The organism is Brevundimonas sp. (genome assembly GCF_036399195.1).
Taxonomy (GTDB): domain Bacteria; phylum Pseudomonadota; class Alphaproteobacteria; order Caulobacterales; family Caulobacteraceae; genus Brevundimonas.
The window spans coordinates 1-18,376 of the sequence record NZ_DASWNO010000106.1; the positions used below are offsets into that span (position 1 = coordinate 1).

Here is an 18,376-nt window from a genome sequence, read left to right on the forward strand (position 1 = left end):
CGCATGTTCATCTTGACCCGGCCCACGGCCGACAGGTCGTAGCGCTCGCTGTCGAAGAACAGCGAGTTGAACATGGCTTCGGCGGCTTCCGGGGTCGGCGGCTCGCCCGGACGCATGACGCGATAGACGTCGAACAGCGCGTCCTCGCGGCCGGTGTTCTTGTCGATGCGCAGGGTGTTGCGCATGTAGGCGCCGACCGTGACGTGGTCGATGTCCAGCACGTCGATGGTGGTGAAGCCGTGGCTTTCCAGCAGTTCGATGGTGGGGGCGTCCAGCTCGTCGCCGGCCTCGGCGTAGATCTCGCCGGTCTCGTAGTTGACGGCGTCGGCGGCGAGGTAGCGGGTCAGCAGGGCGTCGGCGGCCAGCGACAGCGACGTGGTCGTGTCGCCCAGCTTCTTGGCTTGACGGGCGCTGATCTTCGTACCGGCGGGAGCGATGACTTCACCGGTGTCAGCGTCGACCAGGTCGAACTCGGGCTTCACCCCGCGCCAGCGTTCCGGCTTGTAGGGCGTGACCCAGCCTTCGCCGCGCTTCTCGTAGGGCACGGTCTCGTAGAAGGTCTTGAGGATTTCCTCGCCGTCCATGCCCAGACCCATCAGGAAGGTCGAGGCCGGCAGCTTCCGGCGGCGATCGATGCGGACGTAGACGATGTCCTTGGCGTCGAACTCGAAGTCGAGCCATGAGCCGCGGTAGGGGATCACGCGGGCGGCGAACAGCAGCTTGCCCGAGCTGTGCGTCTTGCCCTTGTCGTGGTCGAAGAAGACGCCCGGCGAACGGTGCATCTGCGAGACGATCACCCGCTCGGTGCCGTTGACGACGAAGGTGCCCTTGTCGGTCATGAGCGGGATGTCGCCCATGTAGACGTCCTGCTCCTTGATGTCCTTGACCGAGCGCGCGCCGGTCTCTTCGTCCGCCTCGAACACGATCAGGCGCAGCTTGACCTTCAGCGGCGCGGCATAGGTCATGTCGCGTTGGATGCATTCCTCGACGTCGTATTTGGGGTCCTCGAATTCGTAGGAGACGTATTCCAGGATGGCGCGTTCGTTGAAATCCTTGATCGGGAAGACCGACTTGAAGACCGCCTCGATGCCCTGATCCTTGCGCGGTCCCGAGCGCACTTCGCGCTGCAGGAACTGCTCGTAGGAGGCGCGCTGCACCTCGATCAGGTTCGGCATCTGCACCGCTTCCGGGATGCGGCCGAACGAGTGGCGGATGCGCTTCTTGCCGGTGAAGGTGGTGGCGTGGGCGAAATGGCCGTTGGCGACGGCGACTTCAGCTTTGGACTTGGCCATTCTGTCTTCCCAATGCGCAGGCCGGGCAGCCCGCGTTCAATGCAGTAGCCACGGCTCCGCCATTCCGGCGACCCGTGACCATCGGTTTCGGCGTCCACCCTCGGGCCTTGCGGCTCCAGGACGCCTGGATGTAGGGCTCCCTTGGGAAGGAGCGCGCCTTCGCACCGGTCGGAGGGCGACAAACCGGGCCTCGGCGCTTTCGCGCGAATCTCTTTTTGGAGTTAGCGGAACGCGCTGATATACGCGCTTCTTCGGCGAAATAAAGGCTGTGGGGCAAGATTCTTGGCCCTCGCCCTACCAGTTGTCTTGACCGCGCAGGCTGCTAGCGTCGCCGGCATGAAACACCTGCTGATCGCCGCCGCCGCCCTGACCCTCGCCGCCTGCGCGTCCGCCCCGCCCCCCGCGCCGACCGCCACGCCCGGCGTCGGCACGCTGGAGGGATGGGCCGCGGGGAACGCCGAATACCTGACGCTCAACGCCGCGCGCCGGGGCTGGACCACGACCGAGTCGGGTCTGCAGTACCGCCGTGTCGGCCGCGCCAAGCCGAACGGCCGCCAGCCGGCCGGAACCGACACCGTCCGTGTCCACTACCGTGGGACCTTCGTCGACGGGCGCGAGTTCGACAGCTCCTATTCCCGCAACGAGCCCGCCGAGTTCCCGCTGAACCGGGTCATCAAGGGGTGGACCGAGGGCGTCGCCCTGATGCGCGAGGGCGAGACCTTCGAGTTCGTGATCCCCGCCGCCCTCGGCTACGGCGAACGCTGGGTGGGCGGCGGCGAGCTGCCGCCGAACTCGACCCTGCTGTTCACGGTCGAGCTGCTGGAAGTGAAGCCTGCGGCAACGCCCGCCGCCTGAGCGGAACCTTGAACATGACGGGGTTTTAATCCGATGGGGCCTGCTCAAGCTTGACCCCCGCGCACGCCCGGCGTGATCTGCGCCTCCCGCTGCCCGAGAGAGTCCCGATGAAGCCTTCCGTCCGTCTGCTCGCGTCCGCCTGCGCCGCCGCCCTGCTGTTCGGCGCCGCACCCGGACTGGCCCAGGTCGGAACGCCGGCGCTCGACCGGACGCTGGCGCCGATCCCCGCTCCCCGCGACGCGCCCTACCCCGGCGTGATCACCCTGGAGATGGACGCCACCGACATCGACCGACGCATCATCTCGGTTCGCCAGACCATCCCCGTGACGGGCGCGGGGCCGCTGGTGCTGCTGTATCCGCAGTGGATTCCGGGCAACCACGCTCCCGTCGGGCCCGTCGACGACATCGGCGACCTGCAGATCACGGCGAACGGGCAACAACTGCCGTGGGTGCGCAACACCGCCAACACCAACGCCTTCCAGGTCGAGGTGCCGGCGGGCGTCTCCACAGTCGACGTCTCGTTCAAATGGCTGACCCCGATCGAGGGGGCGCAGGGCCGCGTCGTGGTCACCGACGAGATGCTGAATGTCCAGTGGGAGAAGGCCCTGCTCTACCCCGCCGGCTACTACAGCCGGCAGATCACCTTCCAGCCGACGCTCCGGCTGCCCGCAGACTGGCAGTACGGCACCGCCCTTGAGACCACCTCGTTTCAGAACGGCGTCGCAACCTTCGCACCAATCAGCCTCGAACATTTCGCCGACAGCCCGGTGTTCGCCGGCGCCCACTATCGGCAGATCGACCTCGATCCGGGCGGGCGTTCGCCGGTGCGCATGAACGTCGTGGCCGACGCCCCCGGCATGCTGGCGGCCTCGGACGAGCATATCGAGCGCCACCGCGCGCTGGTCGATCAGGCCGACCGGCTGTTCGGCGCGCGGCATTTCAACCACTACGACTTCCTCGTCGCCGTTTCGGACAGGCTGGGCGGCATCGGGCTGGAGCATCACCGCTCGTCCGAGAACAGCGTCGACACCGACTATTTCACCGCACCGGCCTCGACCTTGGCTGACCGTGACCTGCTGGGTCACGAGTACGTCCACTCGTGGAACGGCAAGTGGCGACGCCCCGCCGATCAACTGACGCCGACATTGAACGACCCTCTGCAGAACTCGCTGATGTGGGTTTACGAAGGTCAGACCCAGTACTGGGGACTGATCCTGACCGCGCGTGCGGGCTTGATGTCGAAGCAGCAGGCGCTCGACGTCTTCGCCAACACCGCCGCCACCTACGCCGAGGACAATCCGGGCCGCACATGGCGGGCGTTGCAGGACACCACCAACGACCCGATCATCGCCCAGCGCCGTCCCCAGCCCTGGGCCAGCTTTCAGCGCAGCGAGGACTACTACCGCGAAGGCGCGATGATCTGGCTGGACGCCGACACCCTGATCCGCGAGCGGACCAACGGCCGCAAGTCGCTGGACGACTTCGCCCAGGCCTTCTTCGGCCCGCAGGACGGCTCGTGGGATCCGGCGCCTTACGCCTTCACCGACGTGACCTCGACGCTGAACGGCGTGCAGGCGCACGACTGGGCGACCTTCCTGCGCGCCCGGCTAGACGCCGTCGGCGTCAACGCCCCGACCCCGCTCGGGGGTATCCAACGCGGCGGCTACCGCCTGGTGTGGCGAGAATCCCCCAACGACTACTCCAAAGCCTTGAACACCGAGCTGCAGCGCGTCGACTTCGCCTATTCGCTGGGCCTCAGCCTCAACCCCGCCAACCGCGTAACGGCCGTGCGCTGGGGATCTCCGGCGTTCGAGGCGGGCCTGACCTCGGGCTGGGAGGTCGTCGCGGTCAATGGGCGGGCGGCCAGCGCAGCCGTGATAGGCGAGGCCATAACGGCCTCAAAGGGAAACACCACCCCGATCGAGATGATGCTGAAGCGGGGCGACCGCTTCCGCACCGTTCGCTTCGATTACCATGACGGCCTGCGCTATCCGCACCTAGAGCGGATCGCCGGGACCCCCGACCGCCTCGGCGACATTCTCGCCCCCCGCCGCCGTTGATCGTGAGGGACCAGACGATGATCCGCACCGCCGCCCTCGCCCTGCTGCTGACCTCGGCGGCCCTGCCCGCGATGGCGCAGGTTCCGGCCTCGCAGGCCCAGACGCCCCTGCCCGCCCCGACCAGTCTGCCCCGGCCCTTGCCACCCATTCCAGCGCCGCAGGATCGTGACTATCCCGGCGTCATCGCCATCCGGGCCGACCTGACCGACCTCGACCACAAGGTCATCCGGGTGCGCCAGACCATCCCCGTGAGCGCGGGCCATCTGGTGCTGCAGTATCCGAAGTTCATCCCGGGCAATCACGCCGACACCGGTCCGATCCAGCTGGTCTCCGGCGTCACGGTCACCGGGAATGGACAGCGGATCGAATGGCTGCGCGACACCGTCGATCCGCACGCCTTCCATCTGGACATCCCGGCGGGCGTCGGCGAGATCGAGGTGGCGTTCGAATGGCTGACCCAGCCCGACAACGCCGTCTGGCGGGTGGTCATGACCCAGGAGATCGTCAACCTCCAGTGGGAGAAGGCCCTGCTCTATCCAGCGGGCTACAACCACGACCGCATCATGTTCTCGCCGTCGGTCGTGCTGCCGACCGGCTGGAACTACGGCGTCGCCCTGGACACCGTATCGCGCGAAGGCGACGTGGCCACCTTCGCCCCGATCTCGCTGGAGCATCTGGCCGACAGCCCGATGTTCGCGGGCAAGTATTACCGCCGCATCGACATCGATCCGGGCGGCCGGTCTCCGGTCCATTTGAATCTGGTCGGCGACACCGCGGCCTCGATCAACGCCAGCCCCGAGTGGATCGACAAGTACGAGTCTCTGGTGGATCAGGCCGATCGGCTGTTCGGCGCCCGCCACTACGACCGCTACGAATTCCTGCTCGGCCTGTCGTCGAAGCTGGGCGGGATCGGGCTGGAGCATCACCGGTCGTCGGAGAACACCGCGGCGCCGTCCTACTTCTCCAGCGCGACGCCGGACTACGGCACGCGCAATCTGCTGCCGCACGAATACGTTCACAGCTGGAACGGAAAATTCCGCCGTCCGTCAGACGAGTACGTCCAGAACCTCAACGTCCCGACGCAGAACAGCCTGATGTGGGTCTACGAGGGTCAGACCGAATACTGGGGCGATGTCCTGACCCCGCGCTCCGGCCTTGGCACCGTCGAGGAGGCGGTGATCAACCTGGCGGAAGTGGCCGCCTTCTATGAGAACCAGCCGGGCCGCGCCTGGCGCGCGCTGCAGGACACCAACAACCACAACCTGCTCGGCTACCGCACCACCAATCCCTGGCCGTCGTGGATGCGGGGCACCGGGGACTACTACCGCGAGGCGCTGCTGATCTGGCTCGACGCCGACACCCTGATCCGCGAGCAGACCAACGAGCGGAAGTCGCTGGACGACTTCGCCAAGGCCTTCTTCGGCGTCGAGGACGGCGTCTGGGAGGCGCGGCCGTACACCTTCGAGGACGTAGTGGCGCACCTGAACGCGGTGCACCCCCACGACTGGACCACCTTCCTGCGCAGCCGTCTGGACGCGGTCGGCCCCGAGGCGCGCGCGCCGCTCGAAGGCCTCGCCAGGGCCGGATGGCGGCTGACCTATGTTGATACGCTCACGCCGGTCGAAAAGCGCATGCAGTCCGGCTGGGCGACCGACTTCCAGTATTCGCTGGGCTTCAACCTGAACTCGGCCAACCGCATCACCGGGGTCCTGTGGGGCGGCCCGGCGTTCCAGCAGGGGCTGGGGGCGGGCTGGGATCTGGTCGCGGTCGGCGACCGCACCGCCTCGGCCGAGGTCCTGCGCGACGCGATCACGGCGGCCAAGGGCGCGAGCGAGCCGATCGTGCTGGTGGTCAAGCGCGGAGACGAGTTCCGCACCCTGTCCTTCGACTACCACGGGGGCCTGCGTTATCCGCGGCTGGAGCGGATCGAGGGCGCGCGCGACCGTCTGGCGGACATTTTCGCACCCCGCCGGCGCTGAGCGCCGGGCAAAAGAAAACGGGCCGGGGATCGCTCCTCGGCCCGTCTCTTCAGCTAGATCCTGTTTCGTCCTCAAGTAGCCCGAAGGGCGGTAGGACGACTCAAGAGGTCTTACTTGATCTGCACCTTGGCGCCGGCTTCCGTCAGCTTCTTGGCGACTTCGTCGGCGTTCTGCTTCGAGACGTTCTCGACGACGTTCTGCGGAGCGCCTTCGACCAGGTCCTTGGCTTCCTTCAGACCGAGGTCCGAACGGACGCCGCGCACTTCCTTGATGACGTTGATCTTCTTGTCGCCGCCGTCCAGCAGGACGACGGTGAACTCGGTCTGCTCTTCAGCAGCTTCGGCGGGGGCGGCGCCGCCGCCCGACGGCATGGCCATGGCCACCGGAGCAGCGGCGCTGACGCCCCACTTTTCTTCCAGCAGCTTGGACAGTTCGGCGGCTTCCAGAACGGTCAGCGACGACAGGTCTTCAACGATTTTGGCGAGATCGGCCATGGTGTGTTTCCTTCGGAGGATGGGTTTCAGTAGAGAGTTTGCAGAGATGAAAGAGGCGGGTCCGCTTACGCGGCGTCCTTCGTGGCGTAGGCGTTGAACACCCGGGCCAGTTGGGCCGCCGGGGCTTGCACGACGCCGGCGATCTTGGTCGCGGGAGCGTTGAGCAGGCCGAGCAGCGAAGCGCGGATCTGATCCAGCGACGGCAGTTTGGAGAGAACCTCCACGCCCTTCGCGTCCAGAACCTTCTCACCCATGAAGCCGCCCAGGACGACGAACTTGTCGTTCGCCTTGGCGTATTCAGCGGTGATCTTGGCGGCCGTCACCGCGTCGTCGGCGTATGCGATGCCCACGGGACCCTTGAACAGGCCGTGGTAGTCGCTGCCTTCGTCGGCTTCGAGCGCCTTGAGCGCCAGGCGGTTCTTGACCACCTTGAACGTGCCGCCTTCTTTACGAAGGCGCCCACGCAGGTCTTCCATGTCCGCAACGGTCAGACCCAGGTTGTGGGTCACGACCACGGCGCCCGCGTCGGCGAAGACGCCCTTGAGCGTCTCGATCGACTCGGCTTTTTGTGCGCGGTCCATTGCGGTCTCCAGTCTGGTATTCGCCGCCGGGCTTATTCCCGACGACGGATTTGGCCATAACGCCGCGCATCGCTGCGAGGCGTTCAGGCCGGTCGTATTGTCCGAAGGAAGCTCAGACCCGACGTCCGGATCCGGATCGTCTGGCTCGTCTGCATCCCCATCTCCCCACGGCGCCAGAGGGCTCTCTGGCATTTACGGCGCGGGTGACCCCCACGCCCCGAAGTTCTCGGACAGGACCGCCGCGGCCGAAGCTGCGACGGAGAAGGCGCGCTCTATACACGGATGCGCCGGGGATTCAAGCGGCGGCGGCCGCCCGGCAAGGAACAAGCGTTGGCGAACCACCCGCCTTAACCCCTCGCTCACCACCCGCCACAACCCGATCTTCACCTTGTGAGGGCTAAAACGTCCCGAAATGAGCCAGTCCGCGCGCGGCTGGCCTGATGGATAAAGGGCGCTTCATGGCCAAGACTGTCCTCGTGGTGGACGACGACCCGACCCAGCGGCGCCTTGCGCAGGCGGTGCTGGAGCGCGAGGGCTACGCCGTCGTCCACGCCGAGTCCGGCGGAGAGGCTATCGACCGCCTGACCAAGGGCGGCGGCGCCGACGTGATCCTGCTCGACATGGTCATGCCCGGCATGAGCGGCATGGAGGCGCTGGCCGAGATCCGCACCGCCGGCGTGCAGACCCCTGTCATCGTCCTCACCGCCTCGGGCGGCGTCGACGCGGTGGTAAAGGCCATGCAGGCGGGGGCCCAGGACTTCTTCGTCAAGCCGGTGTCGGCCGAACGCCTGCTGGTCGGCGTATCCAACGCCCTGCAGATGACCCGCCTGACCGCGGAGGTCGGGCGGTTGAAGAAGCACGTCACGGGGCGGACCTCCTTCGACGATCTGGTCGGCGACAGCCCGCCGATGCGGATGGTCAAGTCGCTGGGCGCCCGCGCCGCGAAGTCGTCGATCCCCGTGCTGATCACGGGCGAGAGCGGCGTCGGCAAGGAAGTGATCGCCCGCGCCCTGCACGGCGCCTCGGGGCGGGCCGGCAAGCCGTTCGTGGCGGTGAACTGCGGCGCCCTGCCCGCTAACCTGATCGAGTCGATCCTGTTCGGGCACGAAAAGGGCGCGTTCACCGGGGCGCACGACAAGCACCTGGGGAAGTTCCAGGAAGCCAACGGCGGAACCCTGTTCCTCGACGAGATCGGCGAGCTGCCGCTGGACATGCAGGTCAAGCTGCTGCGCGCCCTGCAGGAAGGCGAGGTCGATCCGGTCGGGGCCAAACGCTCGGTCAAGGTCGACGTTCGGATCGTCTCGGCCACGAACCGGGATCCGGCCCAGCAGGTCAGGGAAGGCGCCTTCCGGGAGGACCTGTTCTACCGCCTCAACGTCTTCCCGATCGAGGCCCCGGCCTTGCGGGAGCGGCGCGAGGACATCCCCGCGCTCGTCGACCACTTCGTGGCCCGATTCAATGTCGAGGAAGGCCGTCGGATCGCCGGTTGCTCTTCCGAGACGCTCGCCCTGCTCGCGGGGTTCGACTGGCCAGGCAACGTTCGCCAGCTGGAGAACGCCGTCTATCGCGCCATCGTGCTCGCGGACGCGCCCTTCCTTCAGCCGCATGATTTCCCCGCGATCTCGGGTCTGGCGGCGCCGCTGCCGGCCGCGGCGGGCGGGGTTGGTCCCAACGGCGTCGGTTTGCTGGAGCCCACGGCTTCGCAGGCCGCAAGCGGCGTCGATTTGCCGGCGGCGCCGGACACGCCGATTCGCATTCTCGACGAGCGCGGGCACCTGCGCACGCTCGAAGAGATCGAGCGCGACCTGATCCAGCACGCGATCGAGGTGTACGCAGGCCATATGTCCGAGATCGCCCGCCGTCTCGGCATCGGTCGCTCCACCCTGTACCGCAAGGTCCGCGAACAGGGTCTGGAAGAGAGCCTGAAGGAAGCGAGCTAGTTCGCAACGGCAGTAACGACGCCGCGACTCCGCCCAGAGTCTGACCAAAAGTTCATTGGCAAGACCCCGCCGGAACCCCGAAGGCCGGCGCCTGCGCCGTGACGCAACCCTTGGTGTCCGTGCTGAAACGCGACGGAAACAGAGGGCGGCCACGTTCCACGATCCATCGTCCTTCTCCCCAAGGCCTCGCATGCTGCTCGTCACCACCGCCCTGTCCGCACTCATGGCCGGGAGCATCCAGGTCGCGCCCCAGACGCCGCAGACGCCTCCGCAGGAGCCGCAACCACCCGCCAGCGCTGTGCCCGCGGCCAACGACAGCGAAACCTATGACCTTGGGGTGGTCACGACCACGGGCCAGCGGCCCCGGGGCAGCGTCGACACCGACATCCCGGCCGACCTGACCCTCAGCGCCGAGCAGATCCAGGCCTATGGCGCCTCGAACATCGCCGAACTGCTGACCTATCTGGAGCCCGTGACCCGCAGCACGCGCGGCCGCGGGGACGGGCAGCCGGTATTCCTCGTCAACGGGCGGCGCATCTCGGGATTCCGCGAGATCCAGGGCATCCCGACCGAGGCTATCGAGCGGACCGATATCCTGCCGGAGGAGGTCGCCCTCCAGTTCGGCTATCGCGCTGATCAGCGGGTGGTGAACTTCGTTCTGAAGTCGAACTTCCGCTCGGTGACCGGTGAGGTTTCCGGCCGCGGTCCGACGCAGGGCGGGCGCACGACCGCCGAGATCGAGGGCAATGTGCTCTACATCGCCGGCGCCACCCGGATGTCGATGGATGCGGAATACGAACGCTCGACGCCGCTGTTCGAGTCCGAGCGCGACATCGTCCGTGACCCGGGCTCCACACCCTATGACCTGACCGGCAATATCACGGGGGTTCCGTTCGGGACCGAAATAGACCCCGCACTGTCGGCGCAGGTCGGCTCGACCATCCTGATCAATCCCGTTCCCACGACGACGACGACGCCCGGGCTCGCCGACTTCGCAGCGGCGGCGGGCGATCCGCGCACCGGCGATCTGGGCGCCTATCGCACCCTGTTGTCCGCTAGCGAGCGCACCACGGTGCGCGGAACGGTGAAGCGAGACCTCAACGGCACCACCCAGGGCACGATCAGCGGCAGCATCGAGGACCGCTCGAGCCGCAGCTTCAACGGCCTGCCGGGGGTCGTCCTGACGCTGCCCGAGAGCAATCCGTTCTCGCCCTTCGCCGACGACGTGGCCGTCTACCGCTATCTGGACGACGCCGACGCGCTCGGGCGGAGCACGGACAGCCTGAACAGCAGTCTCGGCGGGGTGCTCGACGGCTTCATCGGCGAGTCCTGGCGCTGGACCCTGAGCGGCGACTACAACCGGGTGGAGACCGACACCGTCACGGGCCGCGGCTTCGCGCCTGCGCCGTTCCAGGCTCGCCTGAACGCGAACGATCCGGCCGCCAATCCGTTCGCGGCCCTGTCTCCCGCCGACTTCACCCGCCTGCCCGACGACACCGCCAACTCGGTCTCGCAGGTCCTCTCGGCCGAGGTGGTCCTGAACGGCGACATCTACGATCTGCCCGCCGGGGGCGTCTCCTCGACCTTCACCTTCGGCGCCGACACCCGGTCGCTTGACTCGACCAGCGTCCGTTCGGGCGTGACCACCGAGCGCTCGCAGTCGCGCGACCGCTTCAACGGACAGGCCAGCTTCGGCATTCCCATCGCCAGCCGCCGCCAAGGGGTGTTGGAGTCGCTCGGCGATCTCTCCGCCAACTTCAACATCGGCTACGAGGAGCTGTCCGACTTCGGCGGGCTCTCCACCCTCGGCTTCGGCGTCAACTGGTCGCCGATCGAGCCCCTGTCGTTCCTGGTCAGCTATACCGACGAGCAGGGCGCGCCCTCCATCGCGCAACTTAACGATCCGATCCTCTTCACGCCGAACGTGCCGGTGTTCGACTTCGCCACGGGCCAGACCGTGCTCGTCACGCGGATCGACGGGGGCAATCCCAACCTCGAATCGGACAACCGACAGGTCTGGAAGGCCGGCGTTACGCTGCGCCCTCTCAAGGAGACTAACCTCCAGATCAGTTCGACCTGGACCTACAGCCGGACCGACGACGCCATTTCGACCTTCCCCACCCTGACGCCGGAGCTCGAGGCGGCCCTGCCCGGCCGGTTCACCCGCGACGCCGGCGGAAACCTGACAGCCTTTGACGCCCGGCCGCTCAATTTCGAGCGGTTCGAGCGTCAGGACATCCGCACGGGCCTGACCTTCTCGCGCGCCTTCGGAACGCCGAACCCGGCGGCGGCGGGCCTGCCCGGGGGGCCCGGGGGCCCCCGCGGCGGCGGCGGTCCCCGCCTCGGCGGCCCCGGCGGCGGAGGAGCAGTGGTCATCCGCCAGGAAGGCGGCGGCGGCGACGGGCCTCGCGGCGGCGGCGGCGGCGGCGCACAGGTCCGCATGGGCGGCGGCGGCGGCGGTCGCGGAACGGCGATGCAGCCGGGCCAGGGCATGTTCAACCTTTCGGTGTTCCATACCTATCGCCTGCAGGACGAGATCGTTATCGCCGAAGGCCTTCCAATCCTCGACCTGCTGGACGGCTCGGCGACCAGCGGACGCGGCGGCACGCCCCGGAACGAGCTCCAGGCCCAGGCCGGTGTGTTCCGGAACGGCAAGGGCGCGTTCCTGAACGCCAATTGGCGCCAGGGCACGCGCATCGAGGGCGGGTCCGGCCCCGATCTGGAGTTCGCCGACTTCGCCACGGTGAACCTGAACATGTTCATCGACCTGGGCGGTCAAGCGAGCTGGGTGGCCAAGTACCCGTGGCTGAAGGGCTCGCGCCTGAACTTCGGCGTCCAGAACATCTTCGACAGCCGGCTGGACGTCACCTCCGGCTCCGGCGACGTGCCGCTGAACTATCAGCCGGACTATCTGGACCCGCAGGGCCGCACGATCAGCCTGACCTTCCGCAAGATCCTGTTCTAGGAGGCGCCGTCGCCGGGGGCCTTGCGCCCCCAGCGGCGCTTCGGCGTCTCTCCTTTCGCCTTGGCGGCGATCTCCTTCAGCTTGCGGCCCTGCATGGCGGACAGCGCCTGCCCCGGCGCGCCGAGCTCGGGGTCGCCGAAGGCGCGGCCGTGGGTCTTCACGCGCTCGCTCACCGAGTCGATGAACTCACCCTCCCAGTCGGACAGCGAAACGCCCGCCTTCTCTGCCGAGCGGCGGGCGCGTCGTAGTGCATTCAGAGCCGCCCGCTGGGCTGCCTTGCGTTCAGCTTCAAACGGGCTGGACGGCGGCTTCTTCGCGCCGCCCTTGCCACCGCCGAAGCCGGTTCGCTTCAGGATCAGATCTCGCCGAGAGCCGACAGGTAGAGGTCGAGGATCGCGTCCTCTTCCTGCCGCTTGGCCTTGTCCTGCTTGCGAATGCGGATGACCTTTCGCAGGATCTTGACGTCGTAGCCTTCGCCCTTGGCCTCGAGGAAGACCTCCTTCATGTCGGCCATGACGGCGGCCTTGTCTTCTTCCAGTCGCTCGATGCGTTCGATGATCGTGCGCAAGCGGCCTTGGGCGGCGGAGGTCAGCACGTCGGGGCTGGCGTCGAAGGATGCGTCGTCGGGCATGTCTGTCTTTCAGGGCGCTACCGCTCGGCGCGCGGCGCCTCGCTGCTTCAGCGCGAACGGTGTGTGGATCCCGACGCTAACCACGCCTGTCCGGCAGTCTCAACGGCGGGCACGAAAAAGGCCGCGGACAAAGCCCGCGACCTGTGGATAGACCTTTGGAGCGCTAACGCCCGTCGCGCGGCGACGGGCTGCTTGGGCGCGTCCTTAGCCCTGCTTCGCCTTGAAGCGCGGGTCGGTCTTGTTGATCACATAGACCACGCCCTTGCGGCGCACGACCTTGCAGTCGCGGTGGCGGGTCTTGAGCGACTTGAGCGAGCTGCGGACCTTCATGGTCGTCGTCCTGAGGCAAAAGCAAACAGAAAAGCCGCTAGGCGGACCTGCGGCGGAGCGGTGCGTATAGAGAGGCTTCCCGCATCCGTCAACCAGATGCACAGGGCTTTTCGCGGCCTTCGGTCCCCCGGACGAGACGACAGGCGGCGGGTCGCGCGTTTGTTATCCCGCACCGCCCTCGAGAAGGCTAGCCTCTGGTCATGCGTATCCGCTTTCGCCTCCTCCTCATCGCCTCCGTAGCCGCCTGCGCGCCCATGCTGCCGGAGCCGCCGCCGGTCAGGCTGCCGGCCATGCCCGCGCCCGCGACCGCACCATCCCCCGCGCCGGCGCCTGTAACCACAGCCGCCGCGCCCGCCAACGAGGCGGACTTCGAGGGCTGGAAGCAGGGCTTCCTGGCGCGCCACGGCGGCGCGAGGCGGGACCGCTACGAGCGCGAACTCGCCGGACTGGCCCCCGATCCGACCGTGGTTCGGCAGGACCGCAACCAGCCGGAGTTCAGCCGACCCGCCGGCGCCTATATCCAGAGCGCGGCCTCGGCCACCCGGATCGCCCAGGGCCGCGCGCGGCTCGACCGCGTGCCGTCGGCGGTGACTCAGCGATTCGGCGTGCCGGCCGAAATCCTCGTCGCCATCTGGGGCAATGAGAGTTCATACGGCGCGAATCAGGGCGATCACGACGTCGTCCGGGCTCTGGCCACGCTGGCCTATGACGGGCGGCGGCGGGACTGGGCCGAGGCGCAGTTGAAGGACGCGCTGGATATCGTCGTCGACGGCCGCCGCGAGCGTTCCGGCCTGAAGGGCAGTTGGGCCGGGGCCATGGGGCAGACCCAGTTCATGCCCGACAACTTCCTGCGCCTGGGGGTGGACCAGACCGGCGACGGCAAGGTCGACATCTGGGGCTCGGACGCGGATTCGCTCGCATCCGCGGCCAATCTGCTGGCGGACGCCGGCTGGAAGCCCGGTCAGGCCTGGGGTTACGAGGTCGTTCTGCCCGCTGGGTTCGACTACGCCGAGGCCGACGGACCGCGCCAGCCCTGGCGCTACTGGGCCCAGCGCGGCGTCACCTTGGCCCGCGGCGGTGCGCCGACCTCGGCCGAGGCCCTCGAAGAGGCGGTGATCCTGCTGCCTCAGGGCGCGCGCGGACCCGCCTTCCTCGCCCTGCCGAACCATTATGTGATCCGCCGCTACAACAACTCGGTGTCCTACGCGCTGGGCATCGGCCTGACCGCCGACGGGATCGCGGGCAAGCCGGGGCTGGTCGCCAGCTGGCCGAACGACGCGCCGCTATCGCGCGAGCAGCGGGTCGGGGCGCAACGGGCCCTCACCGCCCTCGGCTACGACACCCAGGGTTTCGACGGCGTCATCGGGGCGAACACCCGGTCCGCCCTCCGGCGCTGGCAGATCGCCAGCGGCAAGGTGGCGGATGGTTACCTGACCGCGGACTTGGCCGATGAACTGATCCGCCGGGCAGGCTGACTCCCCTTCCGCCCCGCGTGCTGACACGTCGCGCATATGATCGTTGTTAACCCGCGCGGCCTTCGCTAGGCGTTTTCGATCACAGTCCGGAACCATCATGGCCCGATCGACCGAACGATTTGAAGGCACCGCGAACTACATCGCGACGGACGACCTGAAGATCGCCGTCAACGCCGCCGTGGCGCTGGAGCGTCCGCTTCTGATCAAGGGCGAGCCAGGCACCGGCAAGACGGTCCTGGCCTATGAGATCGCTCGCGCCATGAACGCGCCGCTGATCACCTGGCATATCAAGTCGACGACCAAGGCGCACAACGGCCTGTATGAGTACGACGCGGTCTCGCGCCTGCGGGACTCGCAGCTCGGCGAAGCGCGGGTCCACGAGGTCCGCAACTATCTGAAGCCGGGCAAGCTGTGGGAGGCGTTTACCGCCCCGAACCGGCCGGTTCTGCTGATCGACGAAATCGACAAAGCCGACATCGAGTTCCCCAACGACCTGCTGCAGGAACTCGACCGGATGGAGTTCTACGTCCACGAGACGGACGAGACCATTCGCGCCGAAGTTCGCCCCGTCGTCGTCATCACCTCCAACAACGAGAAGGAGCTCCCCGACGCCTTTCTGCGCCGCTGCTTCTTCCACTACATCCGCTTCCCCGACCCCGAGACGATGAAGGCGATCGTCGAGGTCCACTTCCCCGGCATCAAGCCCCGGCTGGTCTCTGAAGCGCTCAGGACCTTCTACGAACTGCGCGACACGCCGGGTCTGAAGAAGAAGCCGTCGACCTCGGAACTGCTGGACTGGCTCAAGCTGCTGCTGGTCGACGACATCGATCCCGCGTCGCTTCGGGAGACCTCGCCGAACAAGCTGATCCCGCCGCTGCACGGCGCGCTGCTGAAGAACGAGCAGGACGTGCACCTGCTGGAACGGCTGGCCTTCCTGAGCCGCCGCGAAGGCTCGAGACCGGGCGGCTGACACATCGCCGATCGGGTTCGAACACCGGCCTTACCGCGATTTCACTGGATTATGAGGCTGCGGCGCGCAGGATAAGGCCATTCAAGGACTTCAGATGATGACCCTGCGTCCCTTCCTTCTGCCGACCCTCGGCGCCGTGGCCGCCTTGGCCGGGGCGTGCGACGACTCCGTGCGGATATCCTCGACCCGGACTGATACGAGCGGCAAGGGCGTGCTGAAGGTGGTCGAAGCCCTGCAGTGCCCGCAGACGGTTGGATCGTTGACGCGCAAGGGCTCGGCCCAGTCCGAAGGGCGCGTTTGCACCTACATCGGTCCCAAGGGGGCCGAGGTTTCCCTGCATCTGGTTCCGCTCGACGGCGCCGAGCCGGCGCAGGTGCTTCAAGCCTTCGAAAGCCGCCTCTCGACCGCCCTGCCGGAGGCGCTGGCGCGCCTGAAGGCCTCGGCGGCCGAGGCTGACGCCGCCCAGGTCCGCGCCGAGGCTGATGCGGCCGGAGCGGAGGCAGAGGCCGGCCAGGCGACCGCGGACGCGGATCGCGCGAGCGTCCGCGCACCGGGCGTGGCCATCGAGGCCCAGGGAGACGACGCCTCCGTCCGCCTCCCCGGCATGAGCATCGACGCCAAGGGCGACAAGGCGAGCGTCCGCATCGGCGGCTTCCATATCGACGCCAACGACAGCGACGGCTCCGCCCGCATCAGGACCTCCGGCGGCGGCGACGGCGACAGCGTGATCGTCAACGCTCGCGACGATACAGCCGAAGTCAGGACCCGCGCCGGCGGAGGGGCCACCCGCGCCAGCTGGATCCTGACCGACAACCGTTCAGCGGCGTCGGGCTGGACGCTCGTCGGCTATGAAGCCCGAGGCCCGGTGGGAGGGCCGCTGGTCGTCGCCACGGTTCGATCCCGCGACAACGATCGCGACCGGGCCTTTGAGGACGCCAAGGACCTCGTCACGCTGAACGTCGGGGAATAACCGCCCGCGGCCTTGATCGGCTCGCCATGATGCGTCACCAACCCTGCCCACGAGAGCAGGATCAGACCTTGGCCGCACCGCCCCGCCCGTCGAAGGAGCCCCGCGCCTGGCAGCGTATGCTGTCCGGACGTCGCCTCGACCTGCTGGACCCTTCTCCGTTCGACATCGAGATCGAGGACATCGCCCACGGCCTCGCGCGCGTGGCCCGCTGGAACGGGCAGACGGTCGGCGAGCACGCTTTCTCCGTGGCCCAGCACTCCTGCGTCGTCGAAGAGATCGCGGCCCACATCAGGCCGGGGCTGGCTCCCAAGTGGCGGCTCGCGGCCCTGCTGCACGACGCCTCGGAGTATGTGATCGGCGACATGATCTCGCCCTTCAAGGCGGCCCTGGGCGTCAACTACAAGGCGTTCGAGGTCCGGCTGGAAGCCGCCATTCACGTCCGCTTCGGGCTGCCGGCCAAAAACCCCGCCGACGTCAAGACCCTGATCAAGAAGGCGGACCGGGCCTGCGCCTTCTTCGAAGCCACGCAACTAGCCGGCTTCACCCGCAAGGAGTCGCTCGGCTTCTTCGGTTCGCCGCCTGCCGGCTATGACCTGACCATCGAGCCCCTGCCGGCGCCGGTGGCCCAGCAGCGCTACCTGGAAAGGTACCGGGTGCTCGCGGAAGCCGTCGGACTGGTCCCTGCCGCCGACGCCTGGCACACGGAGTAGGGATGGCGGGCCCGGACGAACAGGGCGTGCGCATCGGCCTCTCGGCGGTCGTCATCGCCCTGCGCGACCGCAAGGCCTGCGTCCTCACCACCTCCGGCGACGGCGAGGCCGAGACCGCCCTTCCCTTCGGGCCGTTCGACCCGGCCCGTGACCGGACATTCGAAAAGGCTCTGCGGGACTTCGTGACCGCCCAGACCGGCTTTCGTCTCGGGTTCGTCGAACAGCTCTATACCTTTGGCGATCTCGGCCGAGGCTCGCCCCGCGCCACCCAGGGCCCCGAGCGGCGACGAGAGGTCTCCATCGGCTATCTCGCCCTTACGGCGGACGCCGCCGACGCCCCGCAGGCCGACGCTCGCTGGACGCCTGTGCTGGACCTGTTTCCGTGGGAAGATCGGCGGGAAGGCAGCACGGAGTGTCTGGAGTTTTTGGTCGACGGACTGGCCCGGTGGGCGGAGCTGGACCCGCGCCGGAGGCTCAGGGTCGAGACGCTGTTCGCGACGGACGCCAGCCACCGCTGGAACGAAGAATGGGTGCTCGAACGCTACGAGCTGCTCTATGAGGCCGGGCTGGTCGCCGAGGCCGCACGGGACCAGCGAATGGACGCCGCCCCCCCGCCGGCGGGGCGCCCCATGGCCTCCGACCACCGGCGCATTCTGGCGACCGGGCTGGGTCGTCTCAGAAGCAAGCTGAAATACCGGCCTGTTCTGTTCGACCTGATGCCGGAAACCTTCACCCTGTCAGACCTCCAGACGGCGGCGGAGGCGGTGGCGGGGCTCTCGCTGCACAAGCAGAACTTCCGCCGCGGTGTCGAACGGACCGGACTGGTGGCCCGCACCGGGCGCGTTTCGAGCGCGACTGGCGGCCGGCCGGCCGAGCTGTTCCGCAGGATCGACGCCGACCGCTCGGCCGGCGAGGCGCTCGGACTGCCCCTTCCGGCGCAGCGCTGACGGATTTCTCGGTCCGCGCGCTTGCGGCGCGGCGCGACGGCCATTAGAGAAGCCGCTCGCTCGACCAAGCGTCCAAACGGCCCCGCGGAGAGGTGGCAGAGTGGTCGAATGTACCGCACTCGAAATGCGGCGTGCCTTTACGGGTACCGTGGGTTCGAATCCCACCCTCTCCGCCAC

15 protein-coding genes, 1 tRNA gene and 1 pseudogene are annotated in these 18,376 nt (G+C 67.9%); 11 read left to right on the forward strand and 6 right to left on the reverse strand.

The features are described 5' to 3' along the window. Window positions 1-1,292, reverse strand: a pseudogene (locus tag VGB60_RS05030) (DNA-directed RNA polymerase subunit beta); the annotation flags it as partial. A 336-nt stretch (window positions 1,293-1,628) separates the two neighbouring features. Between VGB60_RS05030 and VGB60_RS05035 the strand changes: the two are divergent. From VGB60_RS05035 to VGB60_RS05045, 3 genes are all read left to right on the forward strand, one after another. Then, complete coding sequence (locus VGB60_RS05035) at window positions 1,629-2,147, forward strand: FKBP-type peptidyl-prolyl cis-trans isomerase (protein WP_331037174.1); 519 nt, start codon at window positions 1,629-1,631, stop codon at window positions 2,145-2,147. Between the two features lie 107 nt (window positions 2,148-2,254). After that, the gene (locus VGB60_RS05040; RefSeq protein WP_331037175.1) at window positions 2,255-4,207 is read left to right on the forward strand and encodes a peptidase M61; all 1,953 of its coding nucleotides are present in this window, start codon (window positions 2,255-2,257) and stop codon (window positions 4,205-4,207) included. Window positions 4,208-4,224: 17 nt separating this feature from the next. Continuing rightward, window positions 4,225-6,186: a peptidase M61 gene (locus tag VGB60_RS05045; protein WP_331037176.1), complete on the forward strand. Its 1,962-nt coding sequence runs from the start codon at window positions 4,225-4,227 to the stop codon at window positions 6,184-6,186. 110 nt (window positions 6,187-6,296) lie between these two features. Here the strand turns inward: VGB60_RS05045 and rplL are convergent, their stop codons facing one another. Together rplL and rplJ are read right to left on the reverse strand one after the other, a co-directional pair. Then, on the reverse strand, window positions 6,297-6,680 hold the full coding sequence (rplL, locus tag VGB60_RS05050) for a 50S ribosomal protein L7/L12 (protein WP_331037177.1): 384 nt from the start codon (window positions 6,678-6,680) through the stop codon (window positions 6,297-6,299). Between the two features lie 65 nt (window positions 6,681-6,745). Beyond that, entirely contained in the window at window positions 6,746-7,261 is a 516-nt protein-coding gene (rplJ, locus tag VGB60_RS05055; protein WP_331037178.1) for a 50S ribosomal protein L10, read from the reverse strand. A 458-nt stretch (window positions 7,262-7,719) separates the two neighbouring features. Between rplJ and VGB60_RS05060 the strand changes: the two genes are divergently transcribed. After that, complete coding sequence (locus tag VGB60_RS05060) at window positions 7,720-9,201, forward strand: sigma-54 dependent transcriptional regulator (RefSeq protein ID WP_331037179.1); 1,482 nt, start codon at window positions 7,720-7,722, stop codon at window positions 9,199-9,201. 190 nt (window positions 9,202-9,391) lie between these two features. Next, window positions 9,392-12,166, forward strand: a complete 2,775-nt coding sequence (locus tag VGB60_RS05065) for a TonB-dependent receptor plug domain-containing protein (protein ID WP_331037180.1) — start codon at window positions 9,392-9,394, stop codon at window positions 12,164-12,166. Here VGB60_RS05065 and VGB60_RS05070 read toward each other — a convergent pair. The 3 genes from VGB60_RS05070 to ykgO form a co-directional block, all read right to left on the reverse strand. Further along, window positions 12,163-12,519 carry a hypothetical protein gene (locus VGB60_RS05070; RefSeq protein WP_414644468.1) on the reverse strand — a complete coding sequence of 119 codons (357 nt, stop codon included), beginning with the start codon at window positions 12,517-12,519 and terminating at the stop codon, window positions 12,163-12,165. The genes VGB60_RS05065 and VGB60_RS05070 overlap by 4 nt on opposite strands. A gap of 2 nt (window positions 12,520-12,521) precedes the next feature. After that, complete coding sequence (locus VGB60_RS05075) at window positions 12,522-12,797, reverse strand: DUF2312 domain-containing protein (RefSeq protein ID WP_331037181.1); 276 nt, start codon at window positions 12,795-12,797, stop codon at window positions 12,522-12,524. Between the two features lie 204 nt (window positions 12,798-13,001). Continuing rightward, window positions 13,002-13,127, reverse strand: coding sequence for a type B 50S ribosomal protein L36 (ykgO, locus tag VGB60_RS05080; protein ID WP_055832286.1), 126 nt, complete (start codon window positions 13,125-13,127; stop codon window positions 13,002-13,004). A 200-nt stretch (window positions 13,128-13,327) separates the two neighbouring features. Between ykgO and VGB60_RS05085 the strand changes: the two genes are divergently transcribed. The 6 genes from VGB60_RS05085 to VGB60_RS05110 all read left to right on the forward strand — a co-directional run bounded on the left by VGB60_RS05085 (window position 13,328) and on the right by VGB60_RS05110 (window position 18,375). Beyond that, window positions 13,328-14,602 carry a lytic murein transglycosylase gene (locus VGB60_RS05085; protein WP_331037182.1) on the forward strand — a complete coding sequence of 425 codons (1,275 nt, stop codon included), beginning with the start codon at window positions 13,328-13,330 and terminating at the stop codon, window positions 14,600-14,602. Between the two features lie 97 nt (window positions 14,603-14,699). Then, window positions 14,700-15,572 carry a MoxR family ATPase gene (locus VGB60_RS05090; RefSeq protein WP_331037183.1) on the forward strand — a complete coding sequence of 291 codons (873 nt, stop codon included), beginning with the start codon at window positions 14,700-14,702 and terminating at the stop codon, window positions 15,570-15,572. A gap of 97 nt (window positions 15,573-15,669) precedes the next feature. Beyond that, window positions 15,670-16,542, forward strand: a complete 873-nt coding sequence (locus VGB60_RS05095) for a methyltransferase type 11 (protein ID WP_331037184.1) — start codon at window positions 15,670-15,672, stop codon at window positions 16,540-16,542. A gap of 116 nt (window positions 16,543-16,658) precedes the next feature. After that, on the forward strand, window positions 16,659-17,252 hold the full coding sequence (locus VGB60_RS05100; protein ID WP_331037187.1) for an HD family hydrolase: 594 nt from the start codon (window positions 16,659-16,661) through the stop codon (window positions 17,250-17,252). A gap of 2 nt (window positions 17,253-17,254) precedes the next feature. Continuing rightward, a complete protein-coding gene (locus VGB60_RS05105) occupies window positions 17,255-18,199 on the forward strand; it encodes an NUDIX hydrolase (protein WP_331037185.1) in 945 nt (314 codons plus the stop codon). Between the two features lie 86 nt (window positions 18,200-18,285). After that, window positions 18,286-18,375, forward strand: a tRNA-Ser gene (locus VGB60_RS05110). The last annotated feature ends 1 nt before the right edge of the window (window position 18,376 follow it).

Coding starts and splice junctions, on each gene's coding strand:
- VGB60_RS05035 (WP_331037174.1), top strand. CDS start 1,629: ATGAAACACCTGCTGATCGCCGCCGCCGCCCTGACCCTCGCCGCCTGC.
- VGB60_RS05060 (WP_331037179.1), top strand. CDS start 7,720: ATGGCCAAGACTGTCCTCGTGGTGGACGACGACCCGACCCAGCGGCGC.
- ykgO (WP_055832286.1), bottom strand. CDS start 13,127: ATGAAGGTCCGCAGCTCGCTCAAGTCGCTCAAGACCCGCCACCGCGAC.
- VGB60_RS05040 (WP_331037175.1), top strand. CDS start 2,255: ATGAAGCCTTCCGTCCGTCTGCTCGCGTCCGCCTGCGCCGCCGCCCTG.
- VGB60_RS05065 (WP_331037180.1), top strand. CDS start 9,392: ATGCTGCTCGTCACCACCGCCCTGTCCGCACTCATGGCCGGGAGCATC.
- VGB60_RS05075 (WP_331037181.1), bottom strand. CDS start 12,797: ATGCCCGACGACGCATCCTTCGACGCCAGCCCCGACGTGCTGACCTCC.
- VGB60_RS05105 (WP_331037185.1), top strand. CDS start 17,255: ATGGCGGGCCCGGACGAACAGGGCGTGCGCATCGGCCTCTCGGCGGTC.
- VGB60_RS05085 (WP_331037182.1), top strand. CDS start 13,328: ATGCGTATCCGCTTTCGCCTCCTCCTCATCGCCTCCGTAGCCGCCTGC.
- VGB60_RS05095 (WP_331037184.1), top strand. CDS start 15,670: ATGACCCTGCGTCCCTTCCTTCTGCCGACCCTCGGCGCCGTGGCCGCC.
- rplL (WP_331037177.1), bottom strand. CDS start 6,680: ATGGCCGATCTCGCCAAAATCGTTGAAGACCTGTCGTCGCTGACCGTT.
- rplJ (WP_331037178.1), bottom strand. CDS start 7,261: ATGGACCGCGCACAAAAAGCCGAGTCGATCGAGACGCTCAAGGGCGTC.
- VGB60_RS05045 (WP_331037176.1), top strand. CDS start 4,225: ATGATCCGCACCGCCGCCCTCGCCCTGCTGCTGACCTCGGCGGCCCTG.
- VGB60_RS05100 (WP_331037187.1), top strand. CDS start 16,659: ATGCTGTCCGGACGTCGCCTCGACCTGCTGGACCCTTCTCCGTTCGAC.
- VGB60_RS05090 (WP_331037183.1), top strand. CDS start 14,700: ATGGCCCGATCGACCGAACGATTTGAAGGCACCGCGAACTACATCGCG.